Genomic DNA, 15,459 nt, shown 5'->3' on the forward strand with positions numbered 1-15,459 from the left:
CAGGAGAGCGATATGAAGACCAGCAATGAAGTGCTTGAAGCGCGCGTCGAAGCCGTGGCGCGCGGCGTGTCCCACGTCACCAGCATCGTTTGCGACCGCGCGCAGAATGCCGAGATCTGGGATCTTGAAGGACGCCGCTACATCGATTTCGCCGCCGGCATCGCCGTCTGCAACACAGGCCACAATCACCCGGACGTGAAGGCCGCCGTGATCGCCCAGCTCGACCGCTTCACGCACACCAGCTTCAACGTCGCCATGTACCCGCAGTATGTCGCACTCGCGCAGCGCCTGAACGCGCTCGTGCCCGGCAACAGCCCACGCAAGACGATCCTCGTCTCGACGGGAGCGGAAGCGGTGGAGAACGCCGTCAAGGTCGCACGCGTCGCGACAGGCCGTACCGCTGTGATCGCCTTCGCGGCCGGTTTCCACGGCCGGACCATGATGACGATGGCGCTGACCGGCAAGGTCACACCCTACAAGGCCGGCTTTGGCCCCTTCCCCGCCGAAGTGTTCCACGCGCGCTTCCCCGATGAGGCCGCGGGCATCACGGTGGAAGACAGCATCGCAAGCATCCACGACATCTTCCACGAGGATGTCGATCCGGCCCGCGTCGCTGCGATCATCATCGAGCCTGTGCAGGGTGAAGGCGGTTTCAACATCGCCTCCGTTGAACTTCTGCAGGCCCTCCGGAAGCTTTGCGACGATCACGGCATCCTGCTGATCATCGATGAAATCCAGACGGGGTTCGGGCGGACGGGCGCCTACTTCGCCCATGCTCGCGCCGGCATCGAGGCCGACATCATCACGATGGCCAAGGGCATCGCGGGCGGCTACCCGCTCGCGGCCGTCACCGGACGAGCCGACCTGATGGACGCATCCCCGATCGGCGGGCTCGGCGGCACCTATGCCGGTTCACCCGTCGCCTGCGCAGCCGCGCTCGCCGTGCTGGACGTGATCGATCGTGAAGGGCTTTGCGAACGCGCCGAGGCGATCGGACAGACAATCGAAGCGCGGCTCATCGATCTGCGCCAGCGGGCGCGCAAGGGCGTGATCGGCAATATCCGCCGCCTCGGCGCAATGGTCGCGATGGAGCTTTGCAGCGCCGAAGCCCCGCACGTCGCCGACGCCGCGCTCACGCGCGCGCTGATCGCCGAAGCACAGAAGCAGGGACTGATCCTGATTTCGTGCGGCACCAAGGGCAATGTCATCCGCTTCCTGATGCCGCTGACCATCCCGGACGCACAGCTGGAAGAAGGCCTTGCGATCCTGGAGCAGTCGCTCGCCGCGCTCGACGTCCTCACCCCTCGGCTCGCCAACGCAAGCTGAGGGCGCTCAGGCCTTGCCGGAGAGGGATTTCGCAATCGCGTCCTTCACCCAGCGGCGATAGCGGCGGATGAGCGGCGCGTCCCAGCGGTCGCCGCGCGCAATGAAAAGATAAATGCCGTCGCTATAGGGCTGGAAACTCTCCAGCCCTTTTCCGATTTCGACGAGGCGACCGCTTGCCAGATCGTCGGAAGCGATAAGGTGGTTTGCGAGCGCAACGCCGCGCCCGTGCAGCGCGGCATCGAGCGTCAGATGCCCCTGCCAAAGCTTGGGGCCGGTCAGATCGATATCGTCGTAGATGCCGTGCGCGGAGAGCCAGTTCACCCAGGAATCGAAATTGTCCTCATGAAGCAGCCGATGCCGCAACAGATCACCGGGCTTTTCAATGGGCACCGATGCCGCGAGATAGTCCGGGCTTGCGACGGCGACAATCGGCACTCTCGCCAACTCGATATGACGCAGCTTGGGACCAAGCATGAAGGGTGAGCCGTAGGTCGGTACGAACCGGATATCGATATCCGTCTCGTGCGATCCGAAATCAGGGCTGCGATCCGTGGGGCGAATTTCGATCTGCACGGTGGGGTCCAGCCGCTCGAATGCCCCGACGCGGCGCGACATCCAGTGCAGGGCGAAGCCCGGCATGCACCAGATGTGCAGACGATGCTCGCTGCCCCTCCGGATCAATTCCATCGTGGCATCGGCCAGCAGATCGAGCGCCATCGCGACCTGCTCGTGATAGCGGACGCCGGATTCGGTCAGCACCACCCCGGCGGATGTCCGCTCGATGAGCGCTGTTCCGGTCCAGGTTTCAAGGGTTCGGAGGTGGCGGCTGATGACGGCGTGATCGCGGCCGAGGCTCTGCGCCGCACGTCGCACGCCCTTCAGGCGGGCGACCGCATCGAACGCGCGCAGGGCCTCAAACGGCGGCAGCGACTTGCGCGACGGCGGATTGACGCTCTTGACCTTACGCTCCAGCACATAGTCCTCCCGACCGGGCCGAGCTTCCCACCCCGTCCCGTTCGGGTCAAGAACCAGTGATTTAAGCATTGGAAATGCTCGAATACGGGCGGCACCTCATTGAGGCGCCGCCCGTTTCGCTCAGAAGTTTACCGAGCCCTTGATACCAACCACCCGCGGCCGCGTGCGATTGGAGTTTGCCCAGCCCTGATAGGGGTCAATCGCCTTGTTCACGTTGGCGATGTTCTGACCGTAAAGTTCGATATCCACCGCGCCCAATGTCGCGCCGATCCGGGCATTGAGGAGCCCAATGTCGTCCGAAGCCTGCGGCAGCGCCGACGGCAGGAAGCTCGAACGATCGATGTAGGTCACCTTATCACGGTAACTATAGTCCACGCGCACGAAGCCGGGCACGTTTGCTGACCAGTCGAACTCGTAGTTCGCACCAAGCGTGATGCTGAACTTCGGCGTGTAATCGGTGCGGTCACCCGGAATGTTGACCGTATCGGCGGCATCCGTCGCAACAATCTCGCTGTCGAGATACGCGGCGCTTGCCGTGAAGGTAAGCCCGGTGGTCGGGCGAACGGCGGCACCCAGTTCGATGCCCTTCACTTCAACCTCGCCGATGTTGCTCGATTCAGAGAGATAGGCACCGTTCACGTTCACAAGGCGACGGCGCACCATATCCTTGTACTTCGTGAAGAACGCGGCGATGTCGTAGCTGAACGCGCCGTCGGAGGTCATGCCCTTCGTGCCGATCTCGTAGGTGAAGACCTTCTCGGGCTTGTAGGGCGCGAACGGCGCGGAGTTGAAGCCGCCCGAGCGGAAGCCTTTCGCGACGTTCGCGTAGATGCTGGCGTTATCCGAATACTGGTACGAAACGTAGAAGCGCGGATCGACGGAATCGAACTTTGCCGACTGCTCCACGCCCGTTCCGGGCGCATACTCGATCAGGCTCGTCTGCTTATCCTTGAAATAGCGAATACCCGCACCGACCGTGAGGCGGTCGAAGAGCTTGTAGGACGCATCGGCGAACAGCGAGTAGGACTCGGAGCTGGATTTCGAGAGATAGTATTGATCGCCGATGAGGAATCCCCCGCCCTCGGAAATGTCGGCATCAGGCGCGTAGAGATATTCGTACAGGGCGAGCAGCGACCTGTCGCCTTCGCTGTAAAAGGCGCCCAGCGTCCATTCGAACGGGCCGCCGGAAGACGTGAGGCGGAGTTCCTGGCTGAATTGATCCGCGTCGATCCAGCGGTCGTCGTTGCCCTCGACGATGTTGTACGAATAATTGCCCGGGCGCGGAATGTAGGTGAACGGATACTGGTGCTTGTGCTCGATATAGGTCGTGGCGCTCACCAGCTCCGCAAAGCCCATGTCGTAGCGGAGTTCGAGATTGTAGAGATCGAAATCGAATTCCTTGGGGATCATCACCTTGCTGCGATCCGGGCCGATATCGACCGTGCGGTCGGGCTCTTCGAAACCCGTACCGAGCTTGGTGTCGGCGCGGTGGATCTGCACCATGCCCTCGGCGCGGAAGTTGTCACTTGGCGTCCACAGCAGCTTGGCCCGCACATTGATAAGCTCGGTGCCGTTCCCGTCCTTGATGCCGGCTTCCGGCTGATCGATCCAGCCCCCGCCCTGCTCGTAGGCACCCGCGATACGCAGCGCCAGCTGATCCAGAACCAGGGGGATGTTTAGCACCCCGCTCAGCTTGGTACCCAGCTCTCCGCTGGCTACATTGTAAACTTCGCCTTCGAGCTTGCCCTCGAACTGGCTGGTGTTCGGGTCGTTCGTCACGAAGCGGACCGTGCCGCCTGCCGACCCCTGGCCATAAAGCGTTCCCTGCGGGCCTTTCAGCACCTCGACGCGCGCGAAATCGAGCGGAACGGGGCTCAACTGGTCGTAGCCGGAAAGCGAAAGCGGCGCTTCATCGAGATACATGCTGACAAGCGCGCCGGAGCCGGACTGGTTGGCGAGGCCGCGCAGGAAGATCGTGTAGCTGCCGGGGCCATCTTCGCGCATCGTCAGGCCGGGAACCGCAAACGACAGGTCTTGCACATTGTCGATGCCGCGCCGTTCGAGATCTTCACCGCCGAGCACCGACACAGCCATCGGAACATCGATCAGGCGCTGCTCGCGTTTCTGGGCAGTGACGACGATGATCTGGCCGCTATCGACCGCGTCCACGGACTCCTGCGCGTAAGCCGTTGTCGCCGCCAGCATCGCGAACGCGGAAACGCCCGCGGCAAATATCGTTTTGGAAACCATCATTACCCCCTTTTTTCAGGCTCGTTATTGATTGAAAAGGCTATGGCAGCGCCGTTTCCACGGCAGATGCGAAAATCGCGACATGCGGTGCAATGAGCGCACCACCATGGGTGACAGGTAAGCGGTCAGGCAAAAGCCGCAATGCCGGTCTGCGCGCGCCCGAGGATCAGCGTGTGGACATCGTGCGTGCCTTCGTACGTATTGACCGCCTCCAGGTTGCAGACGTGGCGCATGACGTGAAACGCACCGGAAATGCCGTTGCCGCCGTGCACGTCGCGGGCGGCGCGCGCGATATCGAGCGCCTTGCCACAGCTGTTACGCTTGATGATCGAAATCGCTTCGGGCGGGCACGCGCCCGCGTCCAGCAGCCGCCCGACCTTGAGACAGGCCTGCAGCCCGATCGCGATTTCCACCTGCATTTCCACGAGCTTGCGCTGCACAAGCTGGTTCGCCGCGAGTGGCCGCCCGAACTGGTGCCGCTCAAGCGCATAGGTCCGCGCCGCCTGCCAGCACGCGCCGGCGGCACCAAGTGCGCCCCAGCCGATGCCGTAGCGCGCCTTGTTCAGGCATCCAAACGGCCCTTTGAGCCCCTGCACGTTGGGCAGCAGGTTTTCTTCGGGTACGAACACACCGTCCATCACGATTTCACCCGTGATGGAGGCGCGCAGTGCGAGCTTATCCTTGATTTCGGGTGTCGACAGGCCTTCCGCACCGCGTTCGAGCACGAAACCGCGGAGCACGCCCTCCAGCTTCGCCCAGACCACCAACACGTCGGCAATGGGTGAATTCGTGATCCACATCTTCGTGCCGGTGAGCCGGTAGCCGCCCGGAACTCTCTCTGCGCGCGTGGCGAGGCTTCCCGGATCAGAGCCGGAGCCGGGCTCGGTCAGCCCGAAGCAGCCGACGAGCTCACCTGCGATCAAGCCCGGAAGCCATCGCGCGCGCTGTGCGTCCGAACCGTAGGCATGGATAGGGTGGATGACGAGACTGGATTGAACGCTCATCGCGGAACGGTACCCGGAATCGACCGCTTCGACCTCGCGCGCGATCAGTCCATAAGCGACATGGCTGGCCCCGACACCGCCATCTGCCTCTGGAATCGTGGCGCCTAGCAAGCCAAGGTCTCCCATTTCGCGCATGATCGCGCGGTCGAAAACACCCTCTCGATTGGCGTCCACGATGCGGGGCAGCAGTTCTGTCTGTGCGTAACTTCTAGCGGTATCGCGGATCAGCCGCTCCTCGTCCGTCAACTCTGAATCGAGGGCGAGCGGGTCCGTCCAGTCAAACTGGTCAGGCATGCCGTATTGTCTCCTTGGTTTATCGGCGTTTCTGGCCGTGCTGCTGCCAGCGTCCGGGATTGATCGTCACCCCGCCGCGACCATCGAAACGCAGCACGGTCGGGTATCGGCCCGGCACTACATAGTCGCCGGTTTCGCTGGGAATCACTTCGACGGCGTTCTCTTTCGGAATGCCAAACACCTTGCGTTCGCCCACCGCCTGGCCAAACAGACGCCCGTCCTCAACCTTGAGGTCGAGCTCGGCAAGCGCGCTGAACCGATAGCGGCCCGCGAGCTTGCGAAGTGCAGCAACATCCACCGCACGGCGCGGCGGCGCATCGAACGTCGCCTTCGGCTGCGGGGGCACGGCACTGAGGATCGCATCCCACATCACCTCGGACGTGATCGTACCGATGTCGAGCAGGCTGATACGTTTATCGTCGGCAGGCGTGAACTCGGCCGTGGAGACCGCGTAGAGCACATCACCGTCGAATTCTGTCTGGAAAGGCTGGATACCGCGGGCCATCGAGGTGTGCACCTGGATAGCCAGCCGCTTGAGCTCCCAAGGCTCCATCTTCTGGTTCACAACGATGAGGCTGATCGTCGTATTCTTCTTTTCGGCAGACGGCGCCACGCCCGTCCAGCCCGGCTTGCCGCTACCCGGCGTCCCCGCCAGAATATCGTGAGTCTTGAACCCGGCGGGCCATGTATTGTCGGGATAGCACGCCGCGGTTCCGCCCTCGCGGTCTGTCACGACGCCGAGGGCATTCACGACCGTGAAGGCCGCGATCTTGAGGTCTCCGACCTGCCGGAACGCGCCGCCCTGCCCTGAATGCGCGTTACATCCGAAAATGCTCCCGCTGACCGCCGAGCGCCCCGCCCCATACGCGCCGCGCGGGAACACGCCCGGCACCGCCGCCTTCAGCGCCGCCTGCGCAAGGCGCTTGTCCGGGTAGATTTCGTTGAGGCGGCGCCTGCCGAAATCATAGATGATCGATCCTACCGTAAGGCCGACATTGTCCCAGTTGCCGCCGCGATAGCCTTCGTCCTTCAGCGCCGTATTCACGGCTGTCACGGCTTCGAGGCCGTACCAGGACCCGCCAGAGAGAACGACCGAGTCCACTTCGGGGAACGGGTAGCCAATCCCCAGATACTCGGTATTCACCGTGCCCGGCCCACCGCCGCGCACATCGACCGCCGCCAGCATCTTTCGATTGAACCGGAACACCGTGAGTCCGGTCGGGCCGGCCTCATACTGGCCCGTTCCGATCTTGAAAGCCGGCCAGTCGAAGCGCAGCGCATCAGGCGTGTCGTAGCCGTCGTTGAGCGTAAGTTTCAGAGCGTCTTGCTCCGCGGACTGGGCGTGTAGCGCCTGCAACGGCAGCACGGCGGCCAGCGCCGCCAAGGCCGCGCCCATCATCCTGTATGCCCTTGCTCGCTTCATAAGAACCTCCATCCCGGCGCCTCGATCTTCAGAATTACGATCGTGGCTACGAAAACGAGATGCAAATGCAAAGGCCAGCGTTGCGCGACGCGCACCACCGCGGACGCTCCAGTCAGCTTCACAGGCACGCGCCCGGATGCCCCTATGATGCGGCGCTCAAGCTTTTCAGAAGGGGCAACCATCTTGGGAATCGCACGATCCGGTCTCCTCGCGCTTCATCGCTGGCTTAGCCTTTCAGCGATGCTGTTCTGGGTACTGCAAGCGGCCTCCGGCGTCCTGATCGTGTTTCACTGGGAACTCGAGGACGCCCTGATCCGTGCCCCGCACATCCGGACCGACCCGTCAGCGATCGAAACGCAGCTCGGCACAATGGTGCCGCCCGGCTCCGGTCTCGTTATCGAATCGGTATGGACAAGCGGCGGCGCGAAAGACCGCTACGATGTCTATGTCGAGACCCCGGACGGAGACGCAGAGCGTACCATCCGCATCGACGGCGCAGGCAACATCCTGCGAACGCTGACACCCGCAGAAAGCGGCGTGTTCGATGCGATCGTGGGCTTCCACCATGATTTGTTGGCCGGTGAAACGGGACGCTGGATTGTCGGCATCAGTGGCCTCCTGTTGGCAGGCAACATCGGAATCGCGCTCTTCTTGGCCTGGCCGGGGCGACAGAGGCTGCGCGCTTTGAAGCCTCCCGCCAAATCGGCGCGCGGTATCCCAAGACTCTATGGCTGGCACCGCGCTGTGGGCTTCTGGGGCGCCCTACCTGCGCTCGCGCTTTCGCTGGCAGGGGTTCTACTCGTCTTTCAGGACAGCGCAGAGGCGTGGCTGGCGCCGACGTCGATCGCCAAACCCACCGAACCGTGGACAGCCGCATCGCCGCCGGGTTTCGGCAAGGTGGTCGGGGCTGCCATGGCACTCTACCCCGATGCTCGTCTCGCCGATGTCAGCTTCCCAACACCCGACTCTGCGGTCTGGCGCGTCAGGCTTCGTACTGACGGCGAAGCGCGACGCGCCTACGGACGGACCACGGTATTCGTAAGCGGCAACAGCGGACAGATTCTGGCGAGTCTGCCAGCGTCCGCAGCCCCGCCCCGCAGAGCCTTTCTCGATGGCATCTTCCCGTTTCACACGGGCGAGATCGCAGGACTGCCGGGACGGCTCGCCGTTGTTGCCACTGGGCTTTGGCTGTTGACGATGGCTTTTCTAGGCCTCGTTCTGTGGAAAATGCGCCGACGTGCGCGGTGATACCTGGTCACCGGCGCACGCACTATTGGCAGCACCGGACGAAAGTGGGCACTTCTAGAGTGCGGCAAAGGGAACAAGGGAGACGGGCATGACATTCAGACCGGCACTTCGCAGCGCGCTTATCGCCGCCGCAGCGACCAGCTTCGCCGCATTGCCAGCAACAGCGCAGCAAACACCCCAAATCCTCACCTCCCCCAGCAAAGACGTTACGCTGACGCTTAGCGAAGGGACGTGGATGAGCGTCGATGTCAGCCCGGACGGCAAAACGATCCTGTTTGATCTGCTGAACGACATCTATGCCATGCCCGCAGCCGGTGGTGAGGCGAAGCCAATCCTCTCCGGCCCCGCGACCCAGCGCAGTCCGCAGTTCAACCCCGATGGACGAAGCATTCTCTATCTCAGCGATGAAAGCGGCGCGGACAACATCTGGATCGCGGATCCCGACGGTCGCAATCCCCGCCAGATCAGCCACGAAACGCTTGCGATGATCACGGCGCCGTCCTGGTCGCCGGACGGCAGAGCGATCGCAGCGACGAAAACCAGCGCTTCCGTATTTGAAATGCGAAGCTCCGAAATTCGACGCTTCGACGTGGCGGGTGGCGATACGCAAATCATCGAACCGCCGAGCAGTGGCAAGGATATACAGGAGCCCCGGTACGCGCCCGATGGCCGTGTCCTCTACTACACGGAACGCGTGGGCGGCACGCATTACGTCTATCACAATCCGGGCCTGTCGAACTTCGTGATCCGTCGCCGCGATCTCGCCACGGGGGAGACCAGCGATCTCGTCTCCGGGTTCGGCAGCGCGACAAGCCCACAGGTTTCACCGGATGGCAAGCAGATCGCTTTCGTGCGCCGTGTCGGCGCGAAAACCGTGCTGTTCCGTTACGATATCGAGACACGCGTTCAGACCGCAATCTATCAGGATCTCGACCGCGATTTGCAGGCCGACTATCTGGCGCAGGAACATTATTATCCGGCGTTCGACTGGTTCCCCGACAATCTCCACGTCGCCATATGGGGCAAAGGCAAGCTCTACAAGGTGAACATGCGGACCGGCGCGGCGACGGAGATTCCGTTCCGTGCCACGGCGCGACATCGCATTCACGACTCGCTCCGCACGAAACTCGATCTCGCGCCCGCGCGCGTCGACGTGAAAATCATTCGTCAGATCGCGCCTGCGCCTGATGGCAAAACGATCCTATTCCGCGCTCTGGGCTCGCTCTGGCAGCAAGATATGGCTGGGGCCGCACCGCCACGCCGCCTCACGACTGGCAAGGGGGCTGAATCTGATCCAACCTGGTCTCGGGACGGCCGAACGATCGCCTATGTCGATTGGGACGACGAAACGGGAAGCACGCTTCGCCTGCGCGATGTCCGCAGCGGCCGCGAGAGCATCGTCGTCAAAAGCCGCGGCATCATCGGCGAACCGAAATTCTCGAACGACGGCAAACGCATTGCTTATCGTATTCTGGAACCCGACAGTGCCATGGGCGGGGCGAGCGACCCAAGCGGCCTTTATGTGACCGACACGAATGGCCGCAATCCGCGTTTCCTCTCAAAGGCTGCCGGGCTCGTGCGCTTCTCGCCTGATGATGCGCGCATCTATTTCACCGGCATGCCCGATTACAGTGCGAAGCGCGCGGTCATCCTACGCAGCATTGCCCTTGCCGGCGGGGAGGCACACGACCATGCTTATGCCGAAACTGCGGATGCGGGAGATTTCACGCTAAGCCCCGATCTCAAATGGATCGCCTTCAAGGAGGAGCAACAGCTTCACCTGATGCCATTTGCACCCGGCGCCAAGACACCGGTGAACATCACAGCCAAGGCCAATCCCTCGGCGCGGACTCTGACACGTTCCGGGGGCTTCGAAATGGCCTGGAGCGCGGATTCGGCGCGCCTCCACTGGACGCTCGGGCCCAGCCTTTTCGGTACGGCACCGGGCGATAGTGGCATCGTCGACATGCCCGCACGAATGATAGCCCTCGCCGCTCCAACCGATATTCCCAATGGCAGCATCGCCTTTACGAATGCCCGCATTCTCACGATGACCGGGGACGACACCGTTATCCCGCGCGGCAGGGTTATCGTTGAAGGCAATCGCATCGCGGCCGTTGGCGCGGATGACAGCGTGACAATTCCGGCGAAGGCAAAAGTCATCGATCTCGACGGTCGTACATTGATGCCGGGCCTGTTCGACGCGCACGGCCATATCGACTGCTGCTACGGGACGAGCGTGATGCCGCAGAAGCATCCGACGCGCTATGCGGCGCTCGCCTATGGCATCACCACTAATTTCGATCCCTATGCGAACGAACTGCCAAGCTATGAAACCGGCGAAATGACGATCGCCGGCAAGATGGTCGGGCCGCGCTGGATCACCACCGGAAACGTGATTTATGGCCGCGCCGGAAAACCCGATCGCGTTTTCAACCGCATCGAAAGCCTGGAAGATGCCCGCGCGATTTCAAGGCGCAAGGCGGCGATCACCGACGGCGCGATCTTCAAGAGCTACAAGCTGACAACGCGCGCGCAGAAGCAGCGGCTTCTTCAGGCCGCGGCCGAGGGTGGCCAAATGGTCGACGCCGAAGGCGCCGGGCATTTCTACGACAATGTCAGCATGATTCTCGATGGCTACACCAACCTCGAACACAATCTGCCGGTCGCCACCTACTATGATGACCTCCTGCAGCTCTTCCGGAATTCACAGCTATCGACGACGCCGACTCTGATCGTCACCTTCGGCGAACTTTTCGGCGAGAACTACATCTACCAGCATCAGGAACCGTGGAAGGAGGCAAAGGTCCGCACGTTCATTCCGGGCGTCAACAATGCATACAACCCGGTCTCAGGCCCTTCGGATGCACCGCTCTATGTGCGTGCAATGCAATCCATCCATCAGGCGGACGAACTCTACGATGTCGGGTTCCGTTCGGTGAGTCGTTCGATCAAGCGGCTCGACGATGCCGGTGTGCGCGTGAACGTCGGTTCCCACGGCCAGGCCTCCGGCATTGCGATGCACTGGGAGATGCAACTTCTTGCCGAAGGCGGCATGGCTCCGATGAGCATCCTTCGCGCTGCGACCATCAACGGCGCACGGACCTACGGCCTCGATCATCAGCTCGGATCGATCGAGACCGGGAAGCTCGCCGATCTCATCGTTCTAGACCGCGATCCGCTCGCGGACATCAAGAATACGAACAGCGTGCGCTACACAATGGTGAATGGCCGGCTCTACGATTCCGAAACGATGAACGAGATCGGAAATCATCCGCGCAAACGCAGCAAGTTCTTCTGGGAAATGACCAATCAGAACGGGATCGCATGGAATCCTGCATGGGGAGAGGTCGGACGCGAGCGCTAGACACGAGATCCTCACGGTGGCCGCACTGTGCGCGTTTCAGGGCGCGCCGCCTGATGATCGACGGATGGCCCTATGTTCTGGGCGCGCAGGAGATCTGAGAACCGGATTTCCCAGCAGGTTGGGAGCGGCAGAAGGACCACATTCGCGGCATATCAGACATTTATCAGCGCATTTCATCATTCCGAAAGCGAACATCCATTCATTGTGAGAGCGTCTGAATGGGGCCACCTCTTACTGACGATTCAGGTGCTTTTTCAAAAAAGGACCATAATTCGCGGTGCGGTCAACGTACCGGACAACGCTCCCATAGGCGTCAACTCGCTTCATCTAGTTCCGAGAAACGGTCCCGCACCCAATCCGCGATATAGGATTTGACGGGCTCCATATTATCGGCGCTGCAATGTTCGACACCCCCCTCTCGCTCCGAGAACAATCTGAGTTCGACACAAGGACTGTTCACGGCTTGATCGCGACTTTGGTAGGCATATTCGCGCGGTATCTGCCTGTCTCTTGACCCGTGCGTGATAAGGAACGGCACGGTCATCTTGTCCATATGACCGTTTAACGTCACCTTCGGCATCAAGGCCATGAAGGTTTCCATATCCGGCTGGCCCCACACCCACATGACGTGATCCCAATAGTGGGGCACCGGGTTTTCGCCTTCGTTCTTGAGCCGGCGCGACTGGAGTTCGCCCCAGTTGTGGTTGGCGCCCCATGCGACGCACAACTTGAAGCGCTTTTCATAGATGGCGGCACGTGGCGCGTAATAGCCGCCAAGTGACCAACCCATCATGCCGATGGCGTTCTTGTCTACATCGATCCGGCGTTCCAGAGCATCGACCGCCGCACCAGCCCAGCGCTCTGAATCGTGGATCGCGGGCAGCCCATTGAGGCGCAGCGCCTCGCCGACGCCCGGCTGATCGACCGCGAGAACCGAGATGCCGCGCCGGACGAAGGTATCGCCGATCGACAACGCGATCATTTCCTTTACGCTGTCGAGACCGTTGCAGAAAACCATGGTCGGGCGTGGCCCCACGCCTTCGCCCGGGATGAATAGTGCGGGAAAGCGCGCGCCTTCAAACGGGATTTCGACGCGTTCCCAGCCGAGGCCCGACTTGTCGATCGCGCGCTGCATCGTCTCCAGCATCTTGCGATACATTTGTTTGCGCGGTTCGTAGTCACGCGCCTGCATGCGCTCCGCCGTCATGTAATAAGCGGTGGCACGGCGGTATTTTTCGCCCGCGCTCAGATCATGCCCTGCCGCTTCGCATTGCTCGCCAAGTTCAACCAACCGATCAGCCATTCGGCCCCAGCTTTCGAAGAACGCCGCCGTTCCCTTGTCAGCGCCCTCGCGCGCGATTTCGCGCACTTCGTCGTTGGCGCGGTCGATCTCGCCGATAGCGCCGCCCATACAAAGGCAAATATTGACGCCGAGATTCCAGACGTAGTTTCCAGGGAACGGTTCGTACATCGTGTTTCCTTCAGACGCGTTGAGATGATGCAGCAGCTTCGTCCGCCACAAGCCGCTGATAGATGCGTCGCGCGCGCGTCGAACCGTTGTCGATGGCAAGCAGCGCAGGCTTCAGATCGAACAGATCGGCATGGCCGAGCGCTCGCTGCTGCGCCTCGATCATCGGCTTGTCCTCCTGCTCGAAGGCGGTGCGTAGCCCGGCGGCCATGGCCGCGTTGTATGCGGCGTCGTCCGTTTTATAGTTCCTCGAATTGCAGTAGAAATAATGCGATGTGGTCAGCGTTTCAGGCGTCATGATGTGCGCGTTCCACGTATCTATGCCCTGTTCGGGCGCGCGGCCAAGTGGTGTCGCGCCAACACGCAGGATCATCACGCCGCTTGGATGCCAGACCACCTCGGTCCACATGTCCGTTTGCATCATCGGATCAGGCATTTCCGGACGGAATATCGGAATCGCGGGTTCACCGCTCGTGAACCAGCGCACGAACACGGTGTTGCCGCGTTCCTCAACCTTTGCGCGTGAGCGCGTGATCGATCCGCCACCCAGCGTATCGGGGTGGAGATAATCGGCGTGCGAGAGATCGAGTATATTGTCTTCAAGCAGTTTGTGGCCGGCTGCCGTGTACATGTAGCCCTTGCTGAACGCGTGCTCGCCGGCATTATCGATGAAGCTCATGGCGGGGACATCATCCGGGTCGGCCCGTTCGGGGTCACCCATCCAGATCCAGACGATTCCATGACGTTCCAGACACAGATAGGTGCGAATCGAAAGTGCGCTTGTCGCTGAGCCATGTGGGTTGTGCGTGCATGCCCCCGAAGCACCATTGAACACCAGCCCATGATAGCCGCAGCGCACCGTGCCACCGTCTACTAAGCCCATGCTCAGCGGAGCCAGACGGTGCGGACAACGATCGGCGACGGCAAACAATCTGTTATCGGCGCGCCAGAACAGCACCGCATCGCCGATGATGGTGCGCGCGAGCATGCCTTCATTCAATTCGTCGGCCCAAGCCGCGACATACCAGCAGTTCCTGAGGAAACTCATGCGACGCTGCCTCTCCGGGGGCCGATGCCTTCATTCCAGTGCACCATCGGCAAACCGGCGACGGGACTCGTGAATGCGGGTATCCGCGTTGCTCGTAGACCGCCGAGATAGACCGTGCTGAGGTCGGGGCCGCCGAAGGTTATGCTGGCGAGCCACGGGCAGATCGTGCCGCCGCACGCCATCAGCGTGTCGAAACTGACCGGTGACCCGGACGCGAATTCGGCCTCGAAGCGGGCTGTTGCGGACGGATTGCCGTCTGCAAGCAGTTCGAGGAGGTCGCCTTCGGGCGTAATTGCCACGAGGCGGTCGGCGAAAACCATCGTGGCCCAGAGATTGCCGTAGGCGTCGAACGCGATGCCATCGATTGCGCCGTCGCCGAGGCTGGAGGGACCGTAAACCTCGCGATCGGTCAGCGATCCGTCGGGCTGCACGCGCAGGCGCGTGACACGCTTGGCCGTCGTCTCAGCGACATAAAGCCATTCTTCCGCCGCGTCGAAACGGATTTCATTGGTGAAATGAAATCCGTCCGCGACGGTGCGCGAGCCTTTTTTGTCGATCAGGCAGATGCTGCCGTCCGCCAGCGCGGGAGTGACCGCGTCGCTCCATGGATTGATGTTCGTGGAGATCGTCACCCACAGCCTATCGCGGCTATCGCGCAGCACGAAATTGACCTTGCCCATCGGCTTGCCGTCGATGCTGTCGGCGAGCACGCGGGTCCTGCCGTCGCGCGTCATTACCTCCAGCCGGTCGGTTCCGAAATTCGAAATGAGAATATCGCCATTGCGTGCGAAGGCGAGACCGTTTGGCAATGTACCGCCGAGCAGGCTCCCGGCAGCGTCAACGGAAATATCGAAATGCGGGTCTGCTTCCTGGACGACGAGCTGCTGTGAGCCGTTGCTGCCGATACGCATGACGCCTCCCCGCGCGTCCGCGCTCCACAGCGTGCCGTCCTTCTCGGCAAGAATGCATTCGGGGCGCTGGAGATCCCGGCCGAGATAGCGGATTGCCGATGGATCGACACACCAATCGCGCAGCGGATTATCGGCTCGTATCATG

Annotated in this window: 10 protein-coding genes; 3 read left to right on the top strand and 7 right to left on the bottom strand. The window is 61.8% G+C overall.

What is annotated here, in order from left to right; all coding sequences use genetic code 11:
• The first annotated feature begins 12 nt into the window (after window positions 1–12).
• The gene (gabT, locus tag AAC014_RS07495; RefSeq protein WP_339706306.1) at window positions 13–1,326 is read left to right on the top strand and encodes a 4-aminobutyrate--2-oxoglutarate transaminase; all 1,314 of its coding nucleotides are present in this window, start codon (window positions 13–15) and stop codon (window positions 1,324–1,326) included.
• 6 nt (window positions 1,327–1,332) lie between these two features.
• On the opposite strand, the gene AAC014_RS07500 is transcribed toward gabT, so the two are convergent.
• The 4 genes from AAC014_RS07500 to AAC014_RS07515 all read right to left on the bottom strand — a co-directional run bounded on the left by AAC014_RS07500 (window position 1,333) and on the right by AAC014_RS07515 (window position 7,272).
• Window positions 1,333–2,301: a LysR substrate-binding domain-containing protein gene (locus AAC014_RS07500; RefSeq protein ID WP_339706309.1), complete on the bottom strand. Its 969-nt coding sequence runs from the start codon at window positions 2,299–2,301 to the stop codon at window positions 1,333–1,335.
• Between the two features lie 120 nt (window positions 2,302–2,421).
• Window positions 2,422–4,551, bottom strand: a complete 2,130-nt coding sequence (locus AAC014_RS07505; RefSeq protein WP_339706312.1) for a TonB-dependent receptor — start codon at window positions 4,549–4,551, stop codon at window positions 2,422–2,424.
• A gap of 125 nt (window positions 4,552–4,676) precedes the next feature.
• Window positions 4,677–5,849, bottom strand: a complete 1,173-nt coding sequence (locus AAC014_RS07510) for an acyl-CoA dehydrogenase (RefSeq protein ID WP_339706315.1) — start codon at window positions 5,847–5,849, stop codon at window positions 4,677–4,679.
• Window positions 5,850–5,868: 19 nt separating this feature from the next.
• On the bottom strand, window positions 5,869–7,272 hold the full coding sequence (locus tag AAC014_RS07515; protein WP_339706318.1) for a P1 family peptidase: 1,404 nt from the start codon (window positions 7,270–7,272) through the stop codon (window positions 5,869–5,871).
• A 183-nt stretch (window positions 7,273–7,455) separates the two neighbouring features.
• Here AAC014_RS07515 and AAC014_RS07520 point away from each other — a divergent pair, with 183 nt between their 5' ends.
• Together AAC014_RS07520 and AAC014_RS07525 are read left to right on the top strand one after the other, a co-directional pair.
• Window positions 7,456–8,520, top strand: a complete 1,065-nt coding sequence (locus AAC014_RS07520) for a PepSY-associated TM helix domain-containing protein (protein WP_339706321.1) — start codon at window positions 7,456–7,458, stop codon at window positions 8,518–8,520.
• 88 nt (window positions 8,521–8,608) lie between these two features.
• Window positions 8,609–11,887, top strand: a complete 3,279-nt coding sequence (locus AAC014_RS07525) for an amidohydrolase family protein (protein WP_339706324.1) — start codon at window positions 8,609–8,611, stop codon at window positions 11,885–11,887.
• A gap of 313 nt (window positions 11,888–12,200) precedes the next feature.
• On the opposite strand, the gene AAC014_RS07530 is transcribed toward AAC014_RS07525, so the two are convergent.
• From AAC014_RS07530 to AAC014_RS07540, 3 genes are read right to left on the bottom strand one after another with little or no spacing between them, the layout of a single operon-like run.
• Window positions 12,201–13,358 carry an alpha/beta fold hydrolase gene (locus tag AAC014_RS07530; RefSeq protein WP_339706327.1) on the bottom strand — a complete coding sequence of 386 codons (1,158 nt, stop codon included), beginning with the start codon at window positions 13,356–13,358 and terminating at the stop codon, window positions 12,201–12,203.
• Between the two features lie 10 nt (window positions 13,359–13,368).
• Entirely contained in the window at window positions 13,369–14,403 is a 1,035-nt protein-coding gene (locus AAC014_RS07535; RefSeq protein ID WP_339706330.1) for an aromatic ring-hydroxylating dioxygenase subunit alpha, read from the bottom strand.
• Entirely contained in the window at window positions 14,400–15,458 is a 1,059-nt protein-coding gene (locus AAC014_RS07540) for an SMP-30/gluconolactonase/LRE family protein (protein ID WP_339706333.1), read from the bottom strand. Before AAC014_RS07540 ends, AAC014_RS07535 begins: the two co-directional genes overlap by 4 nt.
• Window position 15,459: the final 1 nt, after the last annotated feature.

The sequence above is a fragment of the uncultured Sphingosinicella sp. genome, from assembly GCF_963974575.1.
In the GTDB taxonomy this organism is placed as follows: domain Bacteria; phylum Pseudomonadota; class Alphaproteobacteria; order Sphingomonadales; family Sphingomonadaceae; genus Sphingosinicella.

Bases quoted from the DNA above. Each gene is read 5' to 3' on its own strand.
- gabT (WP_339706306.1), top strand. From the start codon at position 13: ATGAAGACCAGCAATGAAGTGCTTGAAGCGCGCGTCGAAGCCGTGGCG.
- AAC014_RS07505 (WP_339706312.1), bottom strand. From the start codon at position 4,551: ATGGTTTCCAAAACGATATTTGCCGCGGGCGTTTCCGCGTTCGCGATG.
- AAC014_RS07510 (WP_339706315.1), bottom strand. From the start codon at position 5,849: ATGCCTGACCAGTTTGACTGGACGGACCCGCTCGCCCTCGATTCAGAG.
- AAC014_RS07515 (WP_339706318.1), bottom strand. From the start codon at position 7,272: ATGAAGCGAGCAAGGGCATACAGGATGATGGGCGCGGCCTTGGCGGCG.
- AAC014_RS07525 (WP_339706324.1), top strand. From the start codon at position 8,609: ATGACATTCAGACCGGCACTTCGCAGCGCGCTTATCGCCGCCGCAGCG.
- AAC014_RS07530 (WP_339706327.1), bottom strand. From the start codon at position 13,358: ATGTACGAACCGTTCCCTGGAAACTACGTCTGGAATCTCGGCGTCAAT.
- AAC014_RS07535 (WP_339706330.1), bottom strand. From the start codon at position 14,403: ATGAGTTTCCTCAGGAACTGCTGGTATGTCGCGGCTTGGGCCGACGAA.
- AAC014_RS07540 (WP_339706333.1), bottom strand. From the start codon at position 15,458: ATGATACGAGCCGATAATCCGCTGCGCGATTGGTGTGTCGATCCATCG.